Source organism: Nostoc sp. ChiQUE01b (genome assembly GCF_034531255.1).
Lineage (GTDB): Bacteria > Cyanobacteriota > Cyanobacteriia > Cyanobacteriales > Nostocaceae > Nostoc.
This window is the reverse complement of the sequence record NZ_JAVRBM010000048.1, coordinates 1-23,619: the sequence shown is the minus strand read 5'-3', so window position 1 is coordinate 23,619 and position 23,619 is coordinate 1. Positions and strand designations below refer to the sequence as shown.

The window sequence follows — 23,619 nt, the reverse complement described above, 5'->3', positions numbered from 1 at the left end:
TTTGACACCTGCGGAGTTTTTGCAATCTATTGGAACATTGTCATGAGCAACCTCAGCGTCCAGCTTCCTGACTTTTTGTACAAAAGTTTGCAGGAACTTGCTAAACAAGACGGCATTTCTATCGATCAGTTTGTGGCGACAGCAGTTGCGGAAAAAATCGCTGCACTCATAACTGAAGTTTATCTAGGGAAGTTAGCAAAGCGAGGCAGTCGGGAAAAATATGACGCAGTATTAGCGAAAGTACCAGATATTGAACCGGAATCTTACGATCAATTACCCACAGCCTAGCAACTTAGTCTAGGTTCTTCACCTTCAGGGGTAATTTTTGCCAAGCTTTTGCAAAAGTTGGGAATTGGCAATTGCAATGCACTTTGTCATGAGTTGGGCAAAGTTGTAAAAGCATAGGCATAGCCCGCCGCAGGCATCGTTTAATATTTTTATTGGAAATTACAACATGATTTAAGTTAGAGAAGATTGCAACAACTGTCGCATGGATGTAGCTTGCACATGATCAGGGAACACGGTTAAAAAGTCATTTAGGTCTTGGATAGCTTCAGGGATAGATTCTGAAGAAGTATCCTTAGATAAGGTATACCGATATAACTGCTCTGCTGGTTGAGTATATTGAGCAACCAAATAATAAAGAGCTAAATTAAAGGCATTACACCAGTCTTTAGCATCTTTTTCGTAATGCTCTTTAGCAAGCTTGATGGCAAGGGCTAGGTCAGATCGTGCTTTGTCTGCTTGGTTAAGAGTTAGGTAGGTTAAAGCGCGATCATACAAATACCAATCTTTATTAGATTTTAAGTTGATAGCATGGCTGAAATCTGCAAGAGCTTCGGTGTACCGATGAAGTATCAGGTAAGTTTCACCGCGAAGTGCGATCGCCCAGGCATATTTGGGGTTAACTTCAATCGCACGGTCAAAATCTTCTAGGGCTTCTTGGTAACGCTCCATTAAGCGGTAAGTTCTACCGCGATGTGTGATCGCCCAAGCAGATTTGGGGTTAACTTCAATCGCGCGGTCAAAATTTTCTAGGGCTTCTGGGTAACGCTTTATTGAGCGATAAATTTGACCGCGACTTGCAATCGCCCAGTGAAGTTTGGGGTTAAGTTCAATTGCGCGGTCAATATCTTCTAGGGCTTCTGGGTAACGGTTCATTGAGAAGTAAGTTAGACCGCGATGTGCGATCGCCCAGTCAAGTTTGGGGTCAAGTTCAATGGCGCGATCAAAATCTTCTAGGGCTTCTGGGTAACGCTTCATTGAGCGATAAGTTAGACCGCGACTTGCGATCGCCCAGTCAAATTTGGGATTGAGTTCAATCGCGCGGTCAAAATCTTGTAGAGCTTCTGTGTAGCACTTCATTTGGTGATAGGTTTGAGCGCGACATGCAATTGCCCAGTCGTATTTAGGATCGAGTTTAATGGCGCGGTCAAAATCTTCTACGGCTTGTTGGTAACGCTCCATTTGGCGGTAAGTCTCACCGCGCCAACTTAGAGCAATTGGTTGCCATTTAACCTCAATCCTAGAATTCTCTAGAACTGCGGTAAACATTTCTAATGTAACTTGATAAAGGTTTTCCTTATAAGCTTTTAACCCATTTGCTAATTGCTCACCCCAACACTGAACTTCAGCACAATCTACATCCTTGCCAGCTTGAAGCATTGTTTCTGCATATTGTTGGGGAAATTTGCGTTGATTTTTGAGTGCAGCCAGGAATTCATTGAGAGCTATGGGCAAGTATTTTTGTGGTGATTGGCATAAGCGGTGATACAAAACGTTAAGCTTATGGCTTTGCCAAGCTTTATCTTGCCAGGCTTTTACTTGCTCTAATTCCAGTTCATTTCCTAATATGTCGTAATAGTCTGCCAACTTGCTATGTATATCAGCCCAACCTTGCGGCGATGAAAGACGCTTGTGACGTAACATTTGCGTTTTAACCACATCATGATAAGCCCAGCCATCGGTACGTTCGTTGACAAAAGATGTTTCTTTTAGCCAAGTAAATAACTCGTCAGCTTCTTCTTCTCCTTTTAACTTAGCTATAACATCTCGATTCAAGCACCGAGGAATGGCAGCATCAAGCGCCACTTGTCGCTGCTTGGGGTCATCAATCCATTTTAAAAAGCGTTCTACAGCACTGCTGCTAGGCTCAACTACTTGGTTAGGGTCATTGGGATGAGCATCTGCTAACATTCCTACTAGCAGGGGTAAGTTTCCAGAAAGGCGTAAAATCACTTCAATAATGCGATTGTCCGTAATGCCTTTGCGAGTTAGATATTGTTGGGCTTCTTCTTCTGTGAAGGGTTCCAGAGGGAAACGAACAATTAACCCCTCGTAGGGTGCCCAATGATTTTTATCTAATTCATGCCGACCGGCAATAGTTATCAATATATTGAGAGATACTTCTCCGTGGCGACCCTCCAAAATTTCCCGTAGCCAGTTATCTAGGAATTCTCCGGTGCGTTCATAAGTATCAAAAAACAAAACAACAGCAGTTTTCTCAGCAATTTTAAAAATATCTTGCAAAAATAGCGGGGTCAGAACTTCCACAGGTTCTTGAACTAAACGCACCTCGTCTTTATTTGTTATTTTCTTTGCAACATAAGATGACCATTTTCCGGCTTGAGTAGCCAAAGCATCCTCATCTACTAAATCAAATACAGCACCGCCAATTGGAATTTGACGTGCCAGACGCATACCAGTTTTAAAGACAGTTTTGCCTACAAAAGCCGAAAAGCCTTGAGGAGCTTCTGGATCAGTTTCTAATTCTTGGCACTTTTGGCGGTAAACTTTGTAGCGTTCTGTAAACTGCGTTAGTTTATGACCTTCCCGTTCTAACTCTTCAGCTAAACGACCCATAACTTCTGGTATAGTTTTTTCAGCTTCATCGATGTAAGCCGAAATAATTTTTGCTTCGTCAGCAATTTTACGAAACTGTCTTAGTAGGGTACTTTTACCAACTCCGCCTTGACCCCAAACGTTATAGAGAAAATGACGGCGATCGTCTTCTGGGGGTAATGTTAGATTTTGGCGAAATTGGTTTACTTGGTCTTCACGACCCACAAAACCTGATTGCTGGCGCTGCTTAAGAATATCTTGTAAACTCTTGGGCTTGTTTTGCGGGTTCATTACAAGATTCAATTTTGAGATGCTAATACTTACAGAATAACTACTAAATATACAAGGTGTATTTCGGAATTTATCAAACTTTTTCTAGGTAATTTTTATGCGTTGACCTTTTGAGGCTCAATGTTGACCTTTTGAGGCTCGACGTTGACCTTTTGAGGCTCAATGTTGACCTTCTGAGGCTCAATGTTGACCTTCTGAGGCTCGACGTTGACCTTCTGAGGCTCAACTTTGACCTTCTGAGGCTCGACGTTGACCTTCTGAGGCTCAACTTTGACCTTTTGAGGCTTGATGTTGACCTTCTGAGGCTCAACTTTGACCTTTTGAGGCTCGACGTTGACCTTCTGAGGCTCAAAAATGCCCTGGCGACTAGAAGTCGCGGCTACACAGACAAAACCCGCCTGCGCGGGTTTCAAAAATCTTTGGATTCAAGACGCAAAAAGGGCATAACATTGTTATGCCCCTACAAATGATGTGTATTTTACCAAGTTGACAACTGGTCTAATTGCCTATTGCAAGCTTTAGCTAACTGAGACTTCGGGTTTCTTTTTCTTAGAACGGCGGTTAAACCTGCGTCCCATCTCATCAATTACTGCATCCAAACCCGCGACATCACCGCTAGCTTTGGCATAGCTATAAACTGCTAATGCAGCAGCATACGCTTCGCTAGCAGAGGCGATACAGGTATCATCCACCAATTCTTGCAGTTGGGTTAGAGACAACAGCACCGGATACAAGTCCTCATATATTTCCAAATCTCGGCGCATCTCTTCTAAATCAAAAGAACGGGGCAAAAAGTTAGGGTTCTGTGTCGCCACTTCTAAAGCTTTGCTGACAAAAGCCCGACTTTTATCTCCCATCTTTAGCATCGTTCGCCGGTCTTCAGGGGTCAAATCTACCAAAAACGGTAACTTTTCTCTAATTGTAGCGATCGCTTGCATAACCGCTTCCTTATCTGCTGGGGATAAGCTGGCACTGATACGATTTTCTGACATTTTTAATACTCCTCTAGGATACTTAATTTCAGTATTCCCAAAGTCATATTGCTTTGCCCCAAATTTTAAATTAACAATTAAATACTACATAGAATCGAGCCGATGACGTAATTGACTACTAAAAGCATCAATTACCGTGACGACTACCAAAAGCACTAACATCATGGTTGTTGCTTTGGTGTACTCGAACCCGTCGATGTAACTTTTCAACTGAAAGCCAATACCACCTGCACCAACTACACCCAAGACAGAAGCAGCACGGATGTTGTACTCAAACATCCAAAAGGTGTAACCCAATCCCAGTGGTAGCACTTGCGGGAGAATGCCGTATTGAGCAATCTGTAGCTTCGAGGCTCCGATAACTTGCAAAGATTCAAGAGAACGCGGATCAACCGCTTCAATTGCCTGTTGATAAAATTTGGCAAGGTAGCCGATGGTGTAGATTCCCAAAGCTAAAGTTCCTGCTGGTGCGCCTAACCCAGTGGCGGCTACAAAAATTAGCCCCAGAATAATTGAGGGGACAGAACGCACAGTATTTTGCAGTAAATTAGCTAGCGATCGCAACCACCCAGGCGCAATGTTGCTGGCGCTAGCTATAGCAATCGGTACAGAAAGAATTGCTCCAATGGTAGTTCCCCATAAAGACATCTGTACAGTTTCAATTAGTGCCTTAACTGCAATATCTAAAACTTTCCAATCGGGAGGAAATAACCGGGTAATAAAATCGGTGATATATGGCCAGCTAGAACGCAGCAGTTCAAAATCGAGTTTGAGTCCTCGCAAAGCCCAACCATAAACTACCACGACAATTAATAAGATGAGTAGAGAACTCAGCCAAGGCAAGAAGCGTAAGCGTTTTAACTTAAAAAAGTAACTCATACTGGATTAAATCAAATCCCACTCAACCGGAAACTCTAGCAAATTTAGCTTGTAAGTTGTCACAAAGTCCTTGATAAACGACGCGTCCAGCATCTAAGACGATCGCTTGCCCTGCGTATTTTTCTGCGATTCCCAAATCGTGCAAAACTGCGACAATAGTCATGCCTTGCTGAGTGTGCAATTGGGATAGAGTTTCCATGACTTGTTGGGATGCCATAACATCTAACCCAGTGATGGGTTCATCAACTAAGAGAATTTGCGGTGATTGAATTAAAGTCCGGGCGATCGCTACTCGTTGTTGCTGTCCCCCACTTAATTGACTGGTTTTTTGAAAAGCTAACTCTCCTAGTCCTAACTGTTCTAATAAATTTAGTGCTAACATGCGATCGCGTTTGGAAAATCCAAACAGTGTTTGCCAAGTTGTTCTTTTACCAAGGCATCCGCACAAAACATTTTCCAGTGCTGATAACTGCCGAATCAATCCGCCACCTTGAAATAACATGCCAACATCGCGCCGAATTTTTGGCAGTGTTCGGGAATTCATCTCAACATTATTGACGAGCATTTCTCCTCTGACTGATGGCACTAGTCCAACTAGCGATCGTAGTAATGTAGACTTACCAGCACCGTTTAGCCCCAGCAAAACGACAAATTCACCTCGTTTAATCCGGCAATTAATCCCGTTGAGAATAGGACGATTGAGAGATGCAGCATAAGCTGTCTCTAGGTTATGACACTCAATAGCATAATCATTCATAGAAATTTATTTATCCGCTAACAGTTATTCAAGATGTTCACTGAATAACTGTTAACTGAATTATGGTTCAATGCCAGCAATTTGCAGAGCGTTACGCATAGTTGCTAGGTGACGATCGTGGTCAATTTGCACTAATTCTGTGGAATTATACAAGTCACTTAACAATTTATTATTTTGCGACTGATTTAATTTGAGTAAGGCATTGATGATTTTTTTCCGTGTTGGAGCTGGAACATCATCATCAATGGCAATACCGTGGGCAGGTACACCAGTAATTTTGTGCAGAACCCGTAACTTACTCTTCTCTTGTGCCGTGATATAAGGTGGATTGAGAGCATATTCTGACACAACAGCTACATCAGCTTGACCGCGCACAACTGCTTGCAAGGCTTTGCTGTAATTGCCGCCGTAAGAAATTTGACCAAAGAAATCATCTAAGCGATCGCGGTTGGGTACAAATTTTTGTTTGACCAACTCAGCTACAGGGATAATAAACCCAGAGCCAGAAGTAGGGGAAGTAAAAGCAATTTTCTTGCCCCGCAGTTGTTCTAAAGTGGCTTTAGCTGAATTTTGAGTTTTTAGGGGACTATTGTTGGGGATAACAAATGTTGAGCTATAGGTGTATCTTCCAGAATAAGTGGAACGAACTTCGGCTAGATACAAGCTGGAGTTTGCTAATTGTTTCGCTTTCAAAGCCGGACGGCTACTTAAAAAAGCTACATCAGCCCGATTTGCTCTCAAAGCTTCCACAGCAGCTGTATCATCACCAACTTGTGCGACGACTGGAATTCCTAACTCTTTCGATAAAAAAGCTCCTACTGCATTTGCCTTATTTTGCAAGTCTGTAGAATCAGCACGACTGGGAAAAATTATTGTTAAAGTCTTCAGCCCTTGGGCAAGTAAGCCTGGTGTCTGTTGATTAGCGGTGGGGTTGGCGATCGTTGCCTGCATAGCCCCTAGTGTGCTGACTACTAAACCTGTAAGCACTGCAAATGACGCGCCAGCACCCAATAAGCTCTTTTTACTCACACTCATCTCTCCATTAGGAAATTTTCTCAGTTTTTTTGCTAATTAATTTTAATTAATCCCTAAAAAAGATTTATAGCTTTTAAGAACAAAAGTCAATAATCAAGCCTAGTTTGTTTTTAGAGTTGTAGGCTTCTTTTGTGAGTGTATTGGCACTAACCACTAATCACAGCGATCGCATCAATTTCTACCAACACATCTTTAGGTAAGCGTGATACCTGGACACAAGCCCGTGCTGGGGCTGTATTTTCCGGGAAATATTTCGCATAAACGGCATTCACCGCCGCAAAATCATTCATATCAGCCAGAAATACAGTAGTTTTCACCACATCTTCAAAAGTCGCACCAGCTGCTGTGAGGATAGCTTCAAGGTTAGCTAATACCTGCTCAGTTTGCTTTTTGACATCATCAGTGTAGACGACATCACCAAGGTGGGGATCGATGGCAATTTGTCCAGCAATGAATACAAATTGACCTGAAGCTGCGATCGCTTGATTATAAGGGCCCACTGGTGCAGGTGCGTTATCAGTATTAATTACTTTTTTACTCATCTTTACAACTCCTAACTCCTAACTCTTGTACAGACGCGATTAATCGCGTCTCTACTCCTAACTTCCTACCCCAACCTCGGACGTATCCCATAATGCCGATATCGCCAATAATCGCGCAAAATGCGATCATGGTCAAAACATAAATTACCAGGCACTTGCCAATACTCAAAAATGCCTACACCCTTAGCATCATCCCCAGCCAGAGGTTCACCCGTAGCTGTCGCCAAAAACACAATGCTAATCGTATGCTGACGCGGATCGCGCTCGGGGTCAGAATACACCAATAATTGTTCAACCAACTCCACCTGCAAACCCGTTTCTTCCTCAGCTTCCCGCCGCGCCGCCACTTCCACCGCTTCCCCATAATCTACAAAACCACCAGGAATAGCCCAACCTAAAGGTAGATTATGTCTTTCAATTAACACTATTGGCCGATGAGGTCGATCTACTAGTTCAATGATGATATCAACTGTCGGTGTAGGATTTCGGTAAGACATGCAATTTGGGATTTTAGATTTTGGATTTTGGATTAATTAGGTGAACATTGGGCATTAGCCAAGAACAAATGACAAATGACAAATGACAAATGACTTTACCGTGCAAATACTGTTCCGTGATAAATTCGATGCGATCGCCTAGCGTGTCGTTCAGACAATAGCTTCCTCCCATAATTCAGATTACTTATGCCTTTTCCTAGATCAAGTGGTATTTTGCTGCATCCTACCTCCTTTCCCAGTCGATTTGGCATTGGGGATTTAGGCTTAGAAGCTTATCGCTTCATCGATTTTCTTAAAGAAAGCCATCAACAATATTGGCAAGTTTTACCTTTGGGCCCCACTGCATACGGTAATTCTCCGTATATGTGCTACTCGGCAATGGCAGGAAATCCCCTGCTGGTTAGCCTAGAAAAACTGCGAGATGAGGGTTTGTTAACAGAAGAAGACTTTGCTAATTTACCGGGATTTTCAGAAGAAAAGGTAGATTACGAGAAGGTTGTGCCGGTTAAGATTGGGCTACTCAAAAAAGCCTATGAACATTTTAGAGTGAATGCCACACCCATTCAACAAAAAGAGTTTGAAGGTTTTTGCGACAGCAAAGCCTATTGGCTAGATAATTACGCCTTATTTATGGCGTTGAAAGATGCCAACGAGAATGCAAACTGGCACACATGGCAGTCAGAACTTGTCAAGCGCGATTCCCAAGCAATGGAGCAAGTACAGGAGCGGCTCAATGGAGAGATTTTTTATTACAAGTTTGTCCAATTTGAGTTTTTCCGCCAGTGGTCAGAGCTTAAAAGCTACGCTAATATGCGCGGTATTGACATTATTGGCGATATCCCCATCTACGTAGCTCACGATAGCGCTGATGTGTGGGCGCATCCCGAAATATTCTGCTTAGATCAAGAGACAGGAGCTGCTGCCCTAATGGCAGGAGTTCCACCAGATTACTTTAGCGCCACTGGTCAATTGTGGGGCAACCCGGTTTACAACTGGGAGGAATTGCAAAAACAAGACTTTAAGTGGTGGGTACAGCGCTTTGAAGCAATGCTTGATTATGTAGATATAATTCGCATTGACCACTTCCGGGGCTTCGAGGCTTATTGGGCTGTGCCGCAAGGCGAACAAACTGCCATCAATGGTAAATGGGTGGAAGCGCCTGGAGATGCTTTTTTTGCAGCGATTAGGGAAAAGCTGGGCAAGCTACCTGTCTTAGCGGAAGATTTGGGAGTAATTACACCAGGGGTAGAAGCACTGCGAGACAAGTATGAATTTCCGGGGATGAAAATTTTGCAATTTGCCTTTAGTGCTGATTCCGCTAATCCATTTTTACCATTCAATTATCCGCACAATGCTGTAGTTTATACCGGGACTCACGATAATGATACAACTATAGGCTGGTTCAATACAGCTGAGTACGAGGAAAAGCAAAACTTGTTGCTTTATTTAGGTTCTATCAGCCCTGATGGCATTCACTGGGATTTGATTCGCCTAGCTTTGAGTTCTGTAGCCAACCAAGCGATTATTCCCTTGCAAGATATTTTGGGATTAGGAAACGAAGCGCGGATGAATTTTCCCAGTGTTGCAGAGGGGAACTGGGAGTGGCGCTATCGAGCCGGAGCGATAACAGACGAATTGCGCGATCGCTTGAAAGTTCTTACCAAACTCAATGGACGCGCCCCAGAAGCCCAGTAATGAATGGGGAGCAGGGGGAGCAGGGGGAGATGAGGGAGTAGGGGGAGATGAGGTAGCAGGGGGAGATGAGGGAGATGGGGAAAAAATACTTCCTCATCCCCCTCATCTCAAAACTTAGGCTTGGCAGCAATCCTAACTTCTTCCTCTTTCCCTGGCTCTCCCATTTTCTTGGCTTTCTCTTGATTGACGCTCACCAACACACCGCCAGCATTATCAGTTTTCACTGTCAGTTGCTCTTGGGCTTTCCAAATTCGGTGAGTTCCCTCTGGCAGAATACCTTCAAACTCGGTTTTGCCATCGGCTACTACACGAATCCAAGATGAGGCTTTCAAAGTCACACCAACCTGGACAACCTGTCCCTTTTGGACACCGCTCAGGGTATCGCTGACAGGTTGTACCTGTGTTGACTCTTTTAGTTGAGCTATTTCTGGTTTAACAACGGACTTTTGTTTTGGATATGGCTGGTTTGGGCTATTACTTGCTTGTAGTAACGCGTTATTTAATAACTGAGATAAGCCATTTACAGAGCATACTATTAGTAATATGTAAAGAAAGTAAAGATGAATCGGACGTAGTTGAGCCAGGGGTGAAGTATTCCCCCTACTTAGAGGGCTAACTTGTGCAGAACTGATTGGAAAAGTGCCAGAAAATTCTACTCCATTCAAGCCTAGTGCATCGGCAAATTGCCTGATCAAACCCTGAATATAAACTGGTTCTGGCAGATCGTTTAAATTACCTTCTTCGATCGCCTGCAATAATCTTCGGGGAATCCTGGTCAATGCAACCACTTGCTCTAGAGATAAACCCCGTTCTTGACGCAATGCCCAAAGTTGAGCGCCTAATTCTGCCAACTTTTCGGCTCGTTGTTCCTCTAATGAAAGTGATGGCTGGTGCTTATTCTTCTTTCTTAGCCATTTCATGCCTACTGACACTCCTTAACTCCACTGAATCAATAATTAGGTTGCGTTATCTGATCTTGCAAAAAGTGAATCTCACGATCTTTGAGGGAACGATATTTACCCTCTGACAAAAAGGGTTCTTTTAGAGTTTGTAATTGAATTGGGCCGATCGCAGTCCGATGCAGCTTGATTACTGGGTATCCTAACTGTTGAGCTATCCGGCGAATTTGGCGATTTCTTCCCTCCTGCAAGACTATTTCTAAAACACTTTGCTCGGTACGACGTTCTATGAGGTGTACCTTAGCGGCCCTGGTTTTTCTACCCTCCAACATCACACCTTGACGCCACATCTGTAGTACTGTTTCTGGAGGATGTCCTTTGACCAAAACATGATATGTCTTGGAAATACTGTGACGTGGATGGGTTAATCCAAATGTCAGTTCTCCGTCATTAGTCAGGATTAATGCTCCTGTAGAGTCTGCATCTAAACGGCCAACTGGGTGAATACCTGAACCCTCCCGTAATTCTTTCGGTAGTAAATCTAGGACTGTTGGTCTTCGATGAGGGTCGTAGCAAGTCGAAACCACTCCCGGTGGTTTATGCAGCAATAAATATATTAAAGCCGGACGCTGCTTTTCGGATACAGACTTACCATCAATTGCGATCGTATCTTTTTGGGGATCGACTTTTTGACCTAAATGTGCCAATACCCCATTAATCCGCACCCGTGAGTGCCTAATCATTTCTTCGGCTTCACGACGTGAGGCGATACCCCATTGAGCAAGAATTTTTTGTAACCGTACCTCCATGTGGAAATTGCTTATTTACTGTTATCAATTAAATGATATTTGCATTTTGTAACGAGTAGGCATAAATGTTACATTTAAAGCTTATTTAATTTATGTTCGGTTGTTGAGCAAATACTCATAAACAGATTGGTTAAATGCCAGAGCAAAATTCCCAAACAGCAAGTCGAAATAAAATCCGCATAATTACGCAGGTACTCACGACAGCAGTTAAGCTCTGGTTAAGAGCGCAGGTCAGCCAAATATCGGAATTAGAAGTGGAGATTAAAGCTAGCGATCGCCAACTTTTCTCTGGACGCATTCCTTCGGTATCTGTTTTTGCTACTCATGCAGTTTATCAAGGTCTCCTAATTACACAAATTCAATTAATAGCAGAAAATATTCGGGTAAATATCGGTTCCATACTCAAGGGAAAACCTCTGCGACTGTTAGAAATAGTACCAGTGGTTGGCGATTTGATCGTAGACGAAAAGGATCTGAATGCTTCTGTCTCATCTAACTTATTATCGACTGCTTTGAGCGATCTATTGGTTAAGGTTTTACCAACAGATTACCCCCAGTCACAACCAATCAAGTGGCAAGAAATTCTCCTTGGGAACAACCAAATTATACTGCGAGGTTTGAGAGTAACCAATAGTGAAACAACGCCTCTAGAGATTTGTCTGGGCTTACAATTACTCAGTGGGCATGAGTTGCAACTGGCACATATCCCAATCAAGCCCGACCAAGGAGATATATTAAAGGGCAATTATGAGTACAATCTGGATCTTGGCTCAGATGTCGATATCCAAGAACTAACGCTGATCCCAGGCAAGCTGGTATGTCGTGGGCGGATTAACGTTAACCCGTAAAAGGGACTGGGGAAGGTGGGGCCCCCTCTGGGGATAAGGGGTAATGGGGATTAGGGACTCTTTATTGGGTTATAAAACGAAAAATGATGTTCGGGGCTATTACCCACAGAAAATTTTGGGATGTTTCCCAGTCCCCAGTACCCAGTCCCTAAGCTTTTTTAAAGTATTTTCCCATTTGCTATCTTGAGGCGATCGCTAATAATCGGCTGCTTGCTTTCTCTTAGCCCCTTCTGCTGAGATGTCGTGTAACTACTATTTCACGACATTTTGACCCACTGGGGGGCCTGCCGAGATACGCGGCTCGACACCGACACGGTGCTTATGCTGCTTGTAGCCGTTTCAATTCTTGTATCAACGCAAGACATTGTTTACTAGCGTCTCTAGCTTGCCGCATTAAATCAAGTCCTTCTTTACGAGTCGTGATGCGTAAAGCCCCCGTGCTTTAGCTGGGGGATATAAGCGAACTTCTCTGAATTCATTCAGCCATGATGTGGATCATTGATGTACTCTAAAACTTTCTGAGTGCTAACTTTTCCTCTAGTGTCAAACATATATGAATGTGTCCACAAGCTAGGTAGTCTCATTAATTCTGGAAACTCTTGTCTTAAATATCTTGATGACCGACCTTTGAAAGCTTTAACTACCTGAGATATTGAATGGTGCGGGTTAGATTCAACCAGTAGATGAACATGATCTGGGGCAACTTCCATTGCCTTGATAACCCATTTATTCTCATTAGCTACAAACTGGAATATTTGAATGCATCGAAGTTTCAATTCTTCGTTATTGGCAAATACTTTTCTACGTCTACATGGTATCCAGACTAAGTGAACAGTTGCTAGCCCTAAGCAGTGATTGTAATGATTATATACAGATTTTATGTAGATGAGTCTTGATTTTCTACACTAGTTATCGGCATCACTCCAATAAGTTAAAAGGTTCTTCAAATAGAGAACGAGCAAGGAAAAAGTTAGTACGCGCCCATGAAGATATAGCCAACCGCAGAAGTGATTGGTTTTGGAAGTTAGCGCATGAGTTAACGAATAGATTTGATGTGCTGTGTTTCGAGACATTAAACCTCAAAGGCATGAAGCGCTTATGGGGAAGAAAAGTTAGTGATTTAGCACTTCGAGATTTTTTAGATATTTTGGAGTGGGTGGCGAGAAAGAAGGGGAAGCAGGTAGTCTATATTGACCAGTGGTATCCTTCTAGCAAAACTTGTTCTAACTGTGGACACGTTTTAGAAAGTCTGGATTTGTCGGTCAGAGAGTGGCGTTGCCCTGATTGTCAATCCGTGAATGGACGCGATGAAAACGCATCTAAGAATATTCAATCCGTTGGGGCATCAATGGTTAGGTTAGGCAATGTAAGTCGGTCTGAGACTGCGGTTGCTGTTTGATCCTAGAATCCCCCTTTCTTTAGCGAAGCGGATTCGGGGGAGTATGTCAAATTCTCCATTCTCCCCTAAAGTATTGCACTCATGGGTGGTAGTGGCAGCGATGGCGTACTCGCCCGCCTCTCTCTTCTCCTCTAGAATGATTATCATTCTTGTTAATTGTATATTTTATTTTCTGGAAGTCCCTAAGTCCCGCTATTTGTTATCAATGGCAATAACAATGTCACAAAATAGTAAACCAAAGGAGCTGTGAAAATATAACTATCGGTACGGTCTAAAATACCACCATGACCGGGGATTAACTGCCCAGAATCTTTAACTCCAGCATCCCGCTTGAGCATAGATTCTGTGAGATCCCCTAAAAGACTAGCAATGCCAATCAGCAAACCCAATGCTAAACCAGTGAAAGGGGATTTAGGCAAGTGGAGATAATAGGCTCCTGCTATGGCTACGGCAACACTTGAAGTAATGCCAAAGACAGCACCTTCAACAGTTTTTTTCGGGCTAATGTCAGAGAGACGGGTTTTACCAAAGAATTTGCCAATGGTGTAAGCACCGATATCAGCTGCCCAAATACACAAAAAAGTCAGTAGTGTGGCTGTAAAACCTTGTGCTAAAGAAGCGGAATTTGCCTTTTCCCAAAAATCTGTCCAGGTTGTGGGCCAGTAACCTCCGAAAGGGAGATTGCTAAAAGCAGGGCTATCAATTGCTCGTAACCGCACCCAGTAACTTGGTAAATAACCGACGTAAAATAGCCCCATAATAGAAGCGGAAACATCAGCGATCGTGGCAAATTTGGGTTGAAACAGTAGGTAAAAACAAATAAGTGTGCCAGCTATTGGCATCACAGCGTCAGCTAAACTGCCATCAAGGGTACAAATTACCAGCAAGATTTGACTGACAGCCATAGTAGTTTTAGCGGCGGGAGCGATGCCTCTGGCTCGCACCAAATTAAAATATTCCTGTTGACCCAAAAAGATGATAACCGCAAAGATGATGGTAAAGTACCAACCCCCCAAAAGGGTTGCACAAAGAGCAAGAGCGATCGCAACAATTCCACTAATAATCCGAGACCAAGGCATAGAAGTATTTTGGATTTAGTCTAGTTTCTCACCACTAAGGATAAAAATGGGATCAACGGCGGTAAAAGTTTGAGAAAAGCCGCGTGTCTCTAGGCGGTTAACCGCAGATTGGACAACTTCGATATTTCTAGCTCTTAATAGGGAAAAGCTTTGGGAAATAGCATACAGACTTTCTAAATTAGCAGCTGTGGCTACAACCCGACCGGATGGCGGCAAATAATGCCAAGCTGCTTGCAGTATTTCTTGAATGGGGCGACCTCCCTCAATACAAACGCGGTGAGGGGTAATCTTGAGGTCATGTAAACACTCTGGGGCGCTGCCTTCAACAACTTCGACATTTTTCACATCAAAGCGATCGCAGTTACGCTTGATCAGATTAGCTACTTCTTCATCCCTTTCGATAGCGATAATCTGTCCATCTGGACACAATAGCCCCACCTCTACCGGAATTGTACCTGTCCCTGCACCAATATCCCACAACACGGAATCTGATTTTAGCCGCAGTTGGGCAATCAATAGCAGTCGGACTTCTCGCTGGCTCAGAGGAATTCCTGGCAAATGCTCGAATAATTCATCGGGAATACCAGGAGTAATATAAGGCCAAAGTTGGGAGGGCATAGAACTACGCAATTATACTAAAGATATCGATTTGCCAAATTGAAAAGCTATAAGCTATAAAACTTTTCAACCGTAGCATTAGAAGAAACCATAATGATCGGCGAAATATTAGGTGAGCGTTACGAAGTTCAGCAGCTACTAGGAAAAAAAGCAGGGCGGCGGACGCTATTAGCTCGTGATTTGCAAACTCAGGAATTAGTTGCGATCAAATTACTCTCTTTTAGTAGTGATTTTGAGTGGGATTCACTCAAGCTGTTTGAGCGAGAAGCCGAAACTTTACAAAACCTAGCACATCCCTCAATTCCTGGCTATTTAAACTATTTTGAGGTTAATTTACCAACCATCAAAGGGTTTGCTCTAGTACAAACTTATATAAGAGCACAAACTTTAGAGCAATGTTTACAAACTGGGCGAAGTTTTACCGAAGCTGAAGTCAAACAGATAGCCAAAGCAGTTTTAGAGATTCTCATTTACTTACATGGGCTGTATCCGCCTGTAATTCACCGTGATATTAAGCCTAGCAATATTTTATTGGGGGAGCGTTCTGGCAATAGTGTCGGTCAAGTTTATTTGGTAGATTTTGGCTCAGTGCAGACTGTCCTGGCTACCGAAACCGGGACAAGGACTGTGGTAGGAACCTATGGCTATATGCCACCAGAGCAATTTGGCGGACGTACTGTTGCAGCATCAGACCTTTATAGTTTAGGTGCAACCTTAATTTATTTAGTCACAGGTACTCACCCAGCCGATTTACCCCAAAAGGATTTTCGTATTCAGTTTGAACAACTGGCTAATCTCAGTCTCAGCTTTAGCAATTGGTTAAAGTGGATGATTGAGCCTAGTTTAGAACGGCGTTTGAGTTCTGCTGACCAAGCTATTGCAGCTTTAGAGAAACCACAACCGACAAACTTGCCTACTTTGGTTGTTGGCAAACCAGATGGGAGTAAAATTCAACTAACCAAAAATGGGGATTCTCTAGAAATTATCGTTCCACCAGCTGGTTTTGATCCATCAATAGTATTCACAGGTTTATTTGCGATCGTCTGGAATTCATTTATTCTCTTTTGGACAATTGGCGCACTCTCAGCACCTTTTCCTGTCAACATCCCCTTTGCCTTGTTCTCACTTCCTTTTTGGGGTGCTGGCTTTATGATGGTGTATAAATTTTTCTTTCATTTATTTGGACGCATCTGCTTACGCCTGAATCCCGAACAAATTTCCCTAACCTGGGAGTTATTTACTTGGAAATTTTATCGTCCCCGTGCATCGCCAAGACAAAGTATTAATAAGTTAGTTTATATTCCCAAACATTTCACTAAAGATTCTGAAGGCACTAGAATTGCTGTTCCCGCACAATTGGATATTTGGGTAGGAGTAAAAAAATATCAGCTTGGTGGTAGTGGTGGTGCAATTAAATCTGAAGCGGAACTGGAATGGCTCGCTCAGGAATTAAGCGATTGGTTAGGTTTGCCAATTACCAATCCAATTAGAAGTTAGTTGTGCTGATTATTACTTTGTTCAATGTGTCCAGTTCTGTCTCTACTATACTCAATATCGAACTCACGTTATATAAGTGCAGATACTTGGCACATTGCCCTATTCATTCAGCAAATTGATCAAAAACATAGCTAATAGTTTGAAAACTTATGCTTTTATGGATGATACTGTCTTCAGAGACCGTACAACTGTACTAACAAAGTTTAGATGAGACTTAATTGTAACCCTTACTACGAAACAAAATTTGGTGCTGCTTATTTAGGAAACAGCCTAGAATTAATGGTAGGTATTCCCGATGAAAGTATCGACCTAATTTGCACCTCTCCACCTTTTGCACTAGTTCGTAAAAAAGAATACGGAAACGTTGATGCTGATGAATATGTTGAATGGTTTAAAGATTATGCAGCACAGTTTTATCGTATTCTGAAACCAACAGGCTCACTGATTATTGATATAGGTGGCAGTTGGATTAAAGGTATGCCAGTTCGTTCTCTTTATCATTTTGAACTAGTTGTTACTTTGTGCAAAGCAAAAGAAAAAGGCGGACTAGGGTTTTATCTGGCACAAGAATTGTATTGGTATAATCCAGCAAAACTACCCACCCCTGCCGAATGGGTGACAGTCAAGAGAGAAAGAGTTAAAGATTCGGTAAATACAATTTGGTGGCTATCAAAAGAACCGCATCCTAAAGCTAACAATAGAAGAGTTTTAAAGCCTTATAGCGATGCGATGAAAAACCTTCTCAAAAATGGGTACAAGCCCAAAGTTAGACCATCAGGGCATGATATTTCCGATAAATTTGGGAAGGACAGGGGAGGAGCTATCCCCCCCAATATTATTGATGGACGTTGTAATACAGACAAAGAAGAAATAGGGCAACAGACTCTTATACAAGAAATTTTATTTGAAGATTTAGTCCAACCTGTAAATGTGATTTCCGCCTCAAATACTGCTTCTAACGATTATTATCAACGTCGTTGCAAAGAGGAAGGTTTTAAGCCACATCCAGCAAGATTTCCTCAAGCTTTACCAGAGTTTGTCATCAACCTTTGTACAGAACCAGGCGATATTGTTTTAGAACCTTTTGCAGGTTCTAATATGACAGGTCGAGTTGCAGAAACTTTACAAAGACGCTGGTTGGCTTTTGAGATTGATGAAGACTACATTATCAGCTCAAAACTGAGATTTGAAGAAAATGCTCCTTTAGTTGTTGAAACTCCAGCAGATTTACCACCAATAGCAACAGAAAATACTGATAAAAACCAGTCAATACAGTTAGGACTGTTTTAAAAAAGGCGCTCTAACTAATCAGATGTTTTAGGGAAATTGCAGAATGGAGTCTAAAAAATTAAAAAGTTTTACTTATAGACAATACTTGAGAATTTTAGTTCTATTTATACCCTGTTTTGCAAGAGGGTAGAGTGCTTATCAGTGACGAACTTATGGGATGTGACCCATCAATGTTTATATTTAATTACAGATGCCTTAGAGGAAATTTATATGTTTGGACTGGGATGGCCAGAAATAGCTGTAATTAGCATAGTCGCTATTCTAATTTTCGGCCCCAAAAAAATTCCTGAATTGGGAACTGCACTGGGCAAAACCCTACGAGGTTTTAAGGAGGAGATGAAAACTCCCAGTGAGGAAACCAATCAGGAAGAAGAAAAACAGTAATTAAAGGAGTCAGGAGGAGCCAGCACGGTGCTTTATCCTGATTCCTGACTAAAACAGGGTATTAACAACAGAAGAAGGTGTGCTCCCATTTTGGGAATCGATGATAGTTGTGCCGGGATTTTGTTGGTGTGTCTCTTCCTTGGCTAAACCACGCAGCTTAATTAACTTAATCGCCCTACTAACACTTTCTGGTAAAATTACCACCAGACTGTTATCAGGAGCCATGTCTAAGCCTTTATTTATGGCTTGGGTTTCATCCAGAATCGATTCATAGCGGCTATCAGGCTTAACTTCCGTGATGCCTTGAATAATCAACTGGGCAGCTGAACCACGTAAGCGTCCCCGTGTATCATCGTCTTCTTTGATGATGATGTAATCAAAAATTTGTGCTGCTAATTTACCCAAAGTAACAAAGTCTTCGTCACGGCGATCGCCTGGGCCACCAATTACGCCAATCCGTTGTCCTGTAGTCCAGTTCCGCACAAAGGAACCTACAGCTTCGTAACTGGCTGCGTTGTGAGCATAGTCCACCAAAGCGTGGTAGTTGCCTAAATTAAATAGATTCATTCGTCCTGGTGTTTGGCTAACTGAAGCCCGGAAGGTCTTCAAACCAGCACGAATCTGCTCAATTGTGACGTTTTGCACAAACGCTGCCAAACTGGCTGCTAAAGCGTTGGCAATCATAAACGGTGCACGTCCGCCCATTGTTAAAGGTATATTTTCGGCTCTTTCTATGCGGTGTGTCCAATCACCTTTAACAATTGACAAATAGCCATTTTCATATACTGCCGCGACTCCACCCTTGAGGATGTGCTTCCGCACTAATTCCGAATTGGGGTTCATGGTGAAGTAAGCAATATTAGCCTTAGTTTTTTCTGACATGGCAGCGACGCGGCGATCGTCGGCGTTAAGTACCGCATAGCCATCAGGGAATACAGCTTCTGCTACTACACTTTTGAGGTTAGCTAACTGCTCAATGGTATCTATATCGCCTATTCCTAAGTGGTCGGCGGCCACATTCAATACTACCCCTACATTTGCAGCTTCAAAGCCCAATCCAGAGCGGAGAATACCACCGCGAGCTGTTTCCAGTACTGCTACTTCTACTGTCGGGTCTTGGAGGATGAGGTGGGCACTTTGGGGGCCTGTATTATCGCCTGATTCTACTAAGTAATCACCGATATATGTACCGTCAGTAGTAGTATAACCTACTACTTTTCCAGTCTGTTTATAAATATGTGCTAGTAGTCGAGTTGTGGTGGTTTTGCCATTAGTACCCGTGATGCTGAGGATGGGAATTTGGCTAGATTGCTCGTTAGTAAACAGCATATCCATCACTGCACCAGCAACGTTGCGGGGAATACCTACGCTTGGGGCAACGTGCATCCGAAAACCGGGAGCGGCGTTAACTTCGACAATTACGCCATCCATTTCCCGCAGAGGACGGCTAATATCCGAGGTGACAATATCGAGTCCGGCGATATCCAAACCGATAATCTTGACTACTCGTTGTGCCAACCAAAGATTTTCTGGGTGAATTTCATCGGTACGGTCTACGGCACTACCACCTGTACTTAAGTTGGCTGTTGCCCTGAGATAACAAATAGTGCCCTTGGGTGGCACGCTATTTAGCGTATAGCCTTGCCTTTCTAGGAGCTGGTAGCTGGTGCGGTCTAGTTCAATCTTGGTTAGGACGTTATCATGTCCTTCACCGCGATTTGGGTCAAGGTTTGTTTCTTCAATCAGTTCGGCGATGGTGGATCTGCCGTTGCCAATGACATGAGCCGGGACGCGCTCGGCTACTGCTACTACTTTCCCATTTACCACCAGTACCCTGTGGTCGCGCCCAATGTAATATCTTTCGACAATAATTGATCGGGAAACCTGTCTGGCAGCTTCGTATCCAGCTTCAGCTTCTTCCCAAGTTCTGATATCAATGGTGATCCCACGTCCATGATTGCCATCTAGGGGCTTGATGACGATGGGATAGCCGCCAACAAATTCAATGGCTTGTTCCAAATCGTCTAAAAAGTTGATTACTGTACCTCTGGGTACTGGCGCACCAGCAGCAGCGAGGATACGTTTAGTGGCTTCTTTATCGCAAGCTAGTTCTACGCCCAAAATGCTGGTGTTGTCCGTCATTGTCGCCTGCATCCGTTTCTGATTCACGCCGTAGCCTAGCTGAATCAAAAAGCGGGCTTCCAGTGCCATCCAGGGAATACCTCTTTTTTCTGCTTCTTTGACGATCGCTTCCGTAGAAGGGCCTAAGGAAGCATCACGGTTGAAGTCTTTCAGGTCTTGGATATCTTGCTCTAGTTCTGCCTTGGGATAACGGCCTCGATCAACGATACTCTGGCACAGCCTTACTGCGGCTCGTCCAGCGTAGCGTCCCGCTTCCTCATTCAGGTACTCGATTACTACTTGGTAAATTCCGGGTGTGGCAGTTTCGCGGGTGCGACCAAAGCCGACATGCATACCAGCTAATTCTTGGAGTTCTAAGGCTACGTGTTCTACTATGTGGCCGATCATAGTGCCTTCTTTGACTCGCATCAGAAAACCACCGCGACAGCCAGGCGAACAATAGTGACCCTCCAGACTTGGCAGCGCCTCAACTAATCCTTCATAAAAGCCAGGGATTTCATTCGAGGGCGTCTCGCCAAGGTTTTCTAAATCGAGGCGCATGACGATCAGTTTGTGGCGTCGAATGCTCCAATAGTTTGGGCCGCGTAATGTCTGGATCTTGAGAATTCTCATGGGAATAGGTAGATGGAGATTCGGAACCAAAATTCTAGTTTCTTACTGGAATTGACCGCTAAACTGTTCATTCAAAACAGTTTTTTCTTTTTACATGGTATTTATCATTTTTTTTTACGGTAAGAAATAATAAATGTGCGGTCAACTCAGTGTAACCTCAGATACTCTATCCCGTCAGCTGGAGATTCGGTGTACAGCAGGCAATACAGTCCGCTGGTACAAGTGAAAGCGATCGCCGTAGCTGAGGATATGGAGACGTAAATTATGTACGGTTAACGGTTCATTAGCACCGACATGGGGTTCGTTGGTATGGGTCAGCTCGGTGGGATCAACAATGGTGACACTGCCTTTGCCCATAACTTGTAGCCAACCATCACGTTCAAACACAGCACAAGTATCTTCGTCAATGCCAATACCTAAGCGATCGGGATGAGCTGCGATCGCACTAATCAGTCGCCCCATTCGATTCCGATTGTGAAAGTGTTGGTCAACGATTACTTCTGGAATAAATCCCAAACCCGTTGCCATATCCACTAGGGAACGATTGGGCGCCTCTCCACTACCGCCGCCAGCAATCATGTGATGCCCCATCACCGCCGCTCCTGCACTGGTGCCTGCTAACGTAAGTTGCCCCGCCCTCACTCGCTGACGAATAATTTCCATTGCTGGCGTATCTGCCAAGACGCCACAAAGACGCAGCTGGTCTCCTCCTGTCAAAAACACCCCACTACAGGCTTCTAAGGATGCTTTGATCTGGGAGGCTTCACACTGTTCCCGTTCGCGGATGTCTAAAATTTCTACCTTCTGAGCACCCATTTCTTCAAAAATGCGAATATACCGACCACCGATGATGGCAGGTTCGCGAGAGGCAGATGGAATTATTGTAATATAAGCCTTACTAGCACCGGCGCGTCCAAAAAAAGTTCGTAGGATTTCGCGCCCATGAACTTTATCTTCTGCACCTCCGATAACCAGAACGGCGGTTTTAGTTGCTTGGGGTGTCCTCATTTCTAGCGATTTAGCTTGTAATTGCGGCATTTTGGTTCTCCTGTCAACAACTTCAGGAGCCATCACCTTGGTGTTCGCCTAGCGTCTCCGTCAGGAGAGGCAGTCTGATCTTGGGGGTTTCTCCCATGAGGAACTGCCGTGCATGGTTTCCCGGTTTGTGGCGAATGGCGTGTGAATTTAACAAGGTTCAGTTACCTGATAATTTTTGCGCTTTGCTTCTTTGAGAGGACACATTTTGGAAGTTTGGAACTGGGGAAAGCCACTCTCCAAATTCTCGCTTAACGTTCGTGTTGCCTCAGTCTAAACGTGTTTGTTCCCATTCCTCAAAGCAAGCGCCTTGTTTTTCACCTGTCCACTTGCAGCAGGGCAAAATAGTCTTTAAGTGGCTACATTCTCCTTTTAGGGTTGGGGATGAGCAGTTAAGACTACGCTTTTTTCTGAGGCTGGCTCGATGCATCCTGGAAGTTGTTAACTTGATATGATTATTAATTTAAATGTAGTTGTGACAACATTTAAACATAAATTAAGTAATTAGAAAAACTTTTGATCCCATCTAAAATCCAGGAGGTCTGGTAGTTTTAGATACTATTGATAAAGTTTAACTGGAGTTTAACCCGACCTTGGCTTGCTGGTGTTTGCTAGACATTCAAATTTAAGATTAGTGTCCTCGAATACGAATAACTGTGCGCTTTGATATAGTTACGCTTTTTCCTGACTGTTTTAACTCTGTTCTCAATTCTGGGCTGCTAGGTAAAGCCTTAGCCAAACAGATTGCCGAAGTGCATCTGATTAATCCACGGGACTTTACGACTGACAAGCACCGAAAAGTAGATGATGAACCCTACGGCGGCGGTGTGGGGATGCTAATGAAGCCAGAACCTATTTTTACCGCTGTGGAGTCGCTGCCGATTCTACCCCGAAGAGAAGTAATTTTGATGAGTCCACAGGGTCAAACAATTAATCAACCTCTTTTGAAAGAATTGGTGACAAATTATGACCAGTTAGTAGTTATTTGCGGGCATTACGAAGGTGTGGATGAGAGGGTGCTACATTTGGTAACTCGTGAAGTATCTTTGGGCGATTTTATTCTGACTGGTGGGGAAATTCCAGCAATGGCTTTGATTAATGGCGTCGTGCGGCTAATCCCAGGAACCGTAGCCAAAACGGAGTCCCTCACCGCAGAAAGTTTTGAGGAAGGGTTATTGGACTATCCCCAATATACTCGTCCGGCGATTTTTCGGGGCTTGAAAGTGCCTGATGTCTTGCTCAGTGGGAATCACGCCGCCATCGCTCGCTGGCGTTACGAACAACAAATTCAAAAAACCCGCGATCGCCGCCCTGATCTTTTGGAGAAATGGGAGCAGGGGGAGCAGGGGGAGCAGGGGGAGCAGGGGAGCAGGGGGAGCAGGGGAGCAGGGAGAGTGGGGAGAGAATAATAATTTCTAACTCCTGACAAATGACAAATGACAAATGACAAATGACAAATGACAAATGACAAATGACAA

The 23,619-nt window shown here is 43.5% G+C and carries 23 protein-coding genes and 2 pseudogenes; 9 read left to right on the top strand and 16 right to left on the bottom strand.

Annotated features, from left to right (window positions below; translation table 11 throughout):
* The first annotated feature begins 42 nt into the window (after nucleotides 1–42).
* A complete protein-coding gene (locus RMY63_RS26390) occupies nucleotides 43–288 on the top strand; it encodes a toxin-antitoxin system HicB family antitoxin (protein ID WP_322731536.1) in 246 nt (81 codons plus the stop codon).
* A 171-nt stretch (nucleotides 289–459) separates the two neighbouring features.
* Here the strand turns inward: RMY63_RS26390 and RMY63_RS26385 are convergent, their stop codons facing one another.
* From RMY63_RS26385 to RMY63_RS26345, 9 genes and pseudogenes are all read right to left on the bottom strand, one after another.
* A complete protein-coding gene (locus RMY63_RS26385) occupies nucleotides 460–3,132 on the bottom strand; it encodes a tetratricopeptide repeat protein (protein WP_322731535.1) in 2,673 nt (890 codons plus the stop codon).
* Nucleotides 3,133–3,227: 95 nt separating this feature from the next.
* Nucleotides 3,228–3,545 carry a hypothetical protein gene (locus tag RMY63_RS26380; protein WP_322731534.1) on the bottom strand — a complete coding sequence of 106 codons (318 nt, stop codon included), beginning with the start codon at nucleotides 3,543–3,545 and terminating at the stop codon, nucleotides 3,228–3,230.
* A gap of 105 nt (nucleotides 3,546–3,650) precedes the next feature.
* The gene (locus tag RMY63_RS26375) at nucleotides 3,651–4,124 is read right to left on the bottom strand and encodes a hypothetical protein (protein ID WP_109009951.1); all 474 of its coding nucleotides are present in this window, start codon (nucleotides 4,122–4,124) and stop codon (nucleotides 3,651–3,653) included.
* A gap of 84 nt (nucleotides 4,125–4,208) precedes the next feature.
* On the bottom strand, nucleotides 4,209–5,003 hold the full coding sequence (phnE, locus tag RMY63_RS26370; protein ID WP_322731533.1) for a phosphonate ABC transporter, permease protein PhnE: 795 nt from the start codon (nucleotides 5,001–5,003) through the stop codon (nucleotides 4,209–4,211).
* 22 nt (nucleotides 5,004–5,025) lie between these two features.
* Nucleotides 5,026–5,760, bottom strand: a complete 735-nt coding sequence (locus RMY63_RS26365; RefSeq protein ID WP_322731532.1) for a phosphonate ABC transporter ATP-binding protein — start codon at nucleotides 5,758–5,760, stop codon at nucleotides 5,026–5,028.
* A gap of 60 nt (nucleotides 5,761–5,820) precedes the next feature.
* The gene (locus RMY63_RS26360) at nucleotides 5,821–6,795 is read right to left on the bottom strand and encodes a phosphate/phosphite/phosphonate ABC transporter substrate-binding protein (protein ID WP_322731531.1); all 975 of its coding nucleotides are present in this window, start codon (nucleotides 6,793–6,795) and stop codon (nucleotides 5,821–5,823) included.
* A gap of 146 nt (nucleotides 6,796–6,941) precedes the next feature.
* A pseudogene (locus RMY63_RS26355) lies at nucleotides 6,942–7,331 on the bottom strand (RidA family protein); the annotation flags it as partial.
* 71 nt (nucleotides 7,332–7,402) lie between these two features.
* Nucleotides 7,403–7,834 carry an NUDIX hydrolase gene (locus RMY63_RS26350; protein ID WP_322731530.1) on the bottom strand — a complete coding sequence of 144 codons (432 nt, stop codon included), beginning with the start codon at nucleotides 7,832–7,834 and terminating at the stop codon, nucleotides 7,403–7,405.
* A 13-nt stretch (nucleotides 7,835–7,847) separates the two neighbouring features.
* A complete protein-coding gene (locus tag RMY63_RS26345) occupies nucleotides 7,848–8,006 on the bottom strand; it encodes a hypothetical protein (RefSeq protein ID WP_322731529.1) in 159 nt (52 codons plus the stop codon).
* A 14-nt stretch (nucleotides 8,007–8,020) separates the two neighbouring features.
* Between RMY63_RS26345 and malQ the strand changes: the two genes are divergently transcribed.
* Nucleotides 8,021–9,529 (top strand): 4-alpha-glucanotransferase, encoded by a 1,509-nt coding sequence (gene malQ / locus RMY63_RS26340; protein ID WP_322731528.1) that lies wholly within the window; start codon nucleotides 8,021–8,023, stop codon nucleotides 9,527–9,529.
* On the top strand, nucleotides 9,504–9,647 hold the full coding sequence (locus RMY63_RS26335; protein ID WP_322731527.1) for a hypothetical protein: 144 nt from the start codon (nucleotides 9,504–9,506) through the stop codon (nucleotides 9,645–9,647). The genes malQ and RMY63_RS26335 overlap by 26 nt, the downstream gene beginning before the upstream one ends.
* On the opposite strand, the gene RMY63_RS26330 is transcribed toward RMY63_RS26335, so the two are convergent.
* Together RMY63_RS26330 and RMY63_RS26325 are read right to left on the bottom strand one after the other, a co-directional pair.
* Nucleotides 9,637–10,449, bottom strand: a complete 813-nt coding sequence (locus RMY63_RS26330) for a RodZ family helix-turn-helix domain-containing protein (RefSeq protein ID WP_322731526.1) — start codon at nucleotides 10,447–10,449, stop codon at nucleotides 9,637–9,639. The two genes, RMY63_RS26335 and RMY63_RS26330, sit on opposite strands and share 11 nt — an antisense overlap.
* A gap of 29 nt (nucleotides 10,450–10,478) precedes the next feature.
* Entirely contained in the window at nucleotides 10,479–11,237 is a 759-nt protein-coding gene (locus tag RMY63_RS26325; protein WP_322731525.1) for a pseudouridine synthase, read from the bottom strand.
* Nucleotides 11,238–11,371: 134 nt separating this feature from the next.
* Between RMY63_RS26325 and RMY63_RS26320 the strand changes: the two genes are divergently transcribed.
* Complete coding sequence (locus RMY63_RS26320) at nucleotides 11,372–12,085, top strand: DUF2993 domain-containing protein (RefSeq protein ID WP_322731524.1); 714 nt, start codon at nucleotides 11,372–11,374, stop codon at nucleotides 12,083–12,085.
* A 479-nt stretch (nucleotides 12,086–12,564) separates the two neighbouring features.
* Here RMY63_RS26320 and tnpA read toward each other — a convergent pair whose 3' ends face one another.
* Nucleotides 12,565–12,966, bottom strand: coding sequence for an IS200/IS605 family transposase (tnpA, locus tag RMY63_RS26315; RefSeq protein ID WP_322731574.1), 402 nt, complete (start codon nucleotides 12,964–12,966; stop codon nucleotides 12,565–12,567).
* 32 nt (nucleotides 12,967–12,998) lie between these two features.
* Between tnpA and RMY63_RS26310 the strand changes: the two are divergent.
* Nucleotides 12,999–13,484 (top strand): annotated as a pseudogene (locus RMY63_RS26310) (RNA-guided endonuclease InsQ/TnpB family protein); the annotation flags it as partial.
* 182 nt (nucleotides 13,485–13,666) lie between these two features.
* Here RMY63_RS26310 and RMY63_RS26305 read toward each other — a convergent pair.
* Together RMY63_RS26305 and cbiT are read right to left on the bottom strand one after the other, a co-directional pair.
* A complete protein-coding gene (locus tag RMY63_RS26305; RefSeq protein WP_322731523.1) occupies nucleotides 13,667–14,563 on the bottom strand; it encodes a phosphatidate cytidylyltransferase in 897 nt (298 codons plus the stop codon).
* Nucleotides 14,564–14,578: 15 nt separating this feature from the next.
* Nucleotides 14,579–15,181, bottom strand: coding sequence for a precorrin-6Y C5,15-methyltransferase subunit CbiT (gene cbiT, locus RMY63_RS26300; protein WP_104905801.1), 603 nt, complete (start codon nucleotides 15,179–15,181; stop codon nucleotides 14,579–14,581).
* 93 nt (nucleotides 15,182–15,274) lie between these two features.
* Here cbiT and RMY63_RS26295 point away from each other — a divergent pair, with 93 nt between their 5' ends.
* The 3 genes from RMY63_RS26295 to tatA all read left to right on the top strand — a co-directional run bounded on the left by RMY63_RS26295 (nucleotide 15,275) and on the right by tatA (nucleotide 18,352).
* Nucleotides 15,275–16,678: a serine/threonine-protein kinase gene (locus tag RMY63_RS26295; protein WP_322731522.1), complete on the top strand. Its 1,404-nt coding sequence runs from the start codon at nucleotides 15,275–15,277 to the stop codon at nucleotides 16,676–16,678.
* 207 nt (nucleotides 16,679–16,885) lie between these two features.
* Nucleotides 16,886–17,968: a site-specific DNA-methyltransferase gene (locus RMY63_RS26290; protein ID WP_322731521.1), complete on the top strand. Its 1,083-nt coding sequence runs from the start codon at nucleotides 16,886–16,888 to the stop codon at nucleotides 17,966–17,968.
* A gap of 210 nt (nucleotides 17,969–18,178) precedes the next feature.
* A complete protein-coding gene (tatA, locus tag RMY63_RS26285; RefSeq protein ID WP_094348761.1) occupies nucleotides 18,179–18,352 on the top strand; it encodes a twin-arginine translocase TatA/TatE family subunit in 174 nt (57 codons plus the stop codon).
* A gap of 48 nt (nucleotides 18,353–18,400) precedes the next feature.
* Here tatA and cphA read toward each other — a convergent pair whose 3' ends face one another.
* Together cphA and RMY63_RS26275 are read right to left on the bottom strand one after the other, a co-directional pair.
* A complete protein-coding gene (gene cphA / locus RMY63_RS26280) occupies nucleotides 18,401–21,106 on the bottom strand; it encodes a cyanophycin synthetase (RefSeq protein ID WP_322731520.1) in 2,706 nt (901 codons plus the stop codon).
* A gap of 174 nt (nucleotides 21,107–21,280) precedes the next feature.
* Complete coding sequence (locus RMY63_RS26275; protein WP_104905797.1) at nucleotides 21,281–22,144, bottom strand: cyanophycinase; 864 nt, start codon at nucleotides 22,142–22,144, stop codon at nucleotides 21,281–21,283.
* Between the two features lie 653 nt (nucleotides 22,145–22,797).
* Between RMY63_RS26275 and trmD the strand changes: the two genes are divergently transcribed.
* Nucleotides 22,798–23,550, top strand: coding sequence for a tRNA (guanosine(37)-N1)-methyltransferase TrmD (trmD, locus tag RMY63_RS26270; protein WP_322731519.1), 753 nt, complete (start codon nucleotides 22,798–22,800; stop codon nucleotides 23,548–23,550).
* The last annotated feature ends 69 nt before the right edge of the window (nucleotides 23,551–23,619 follow it).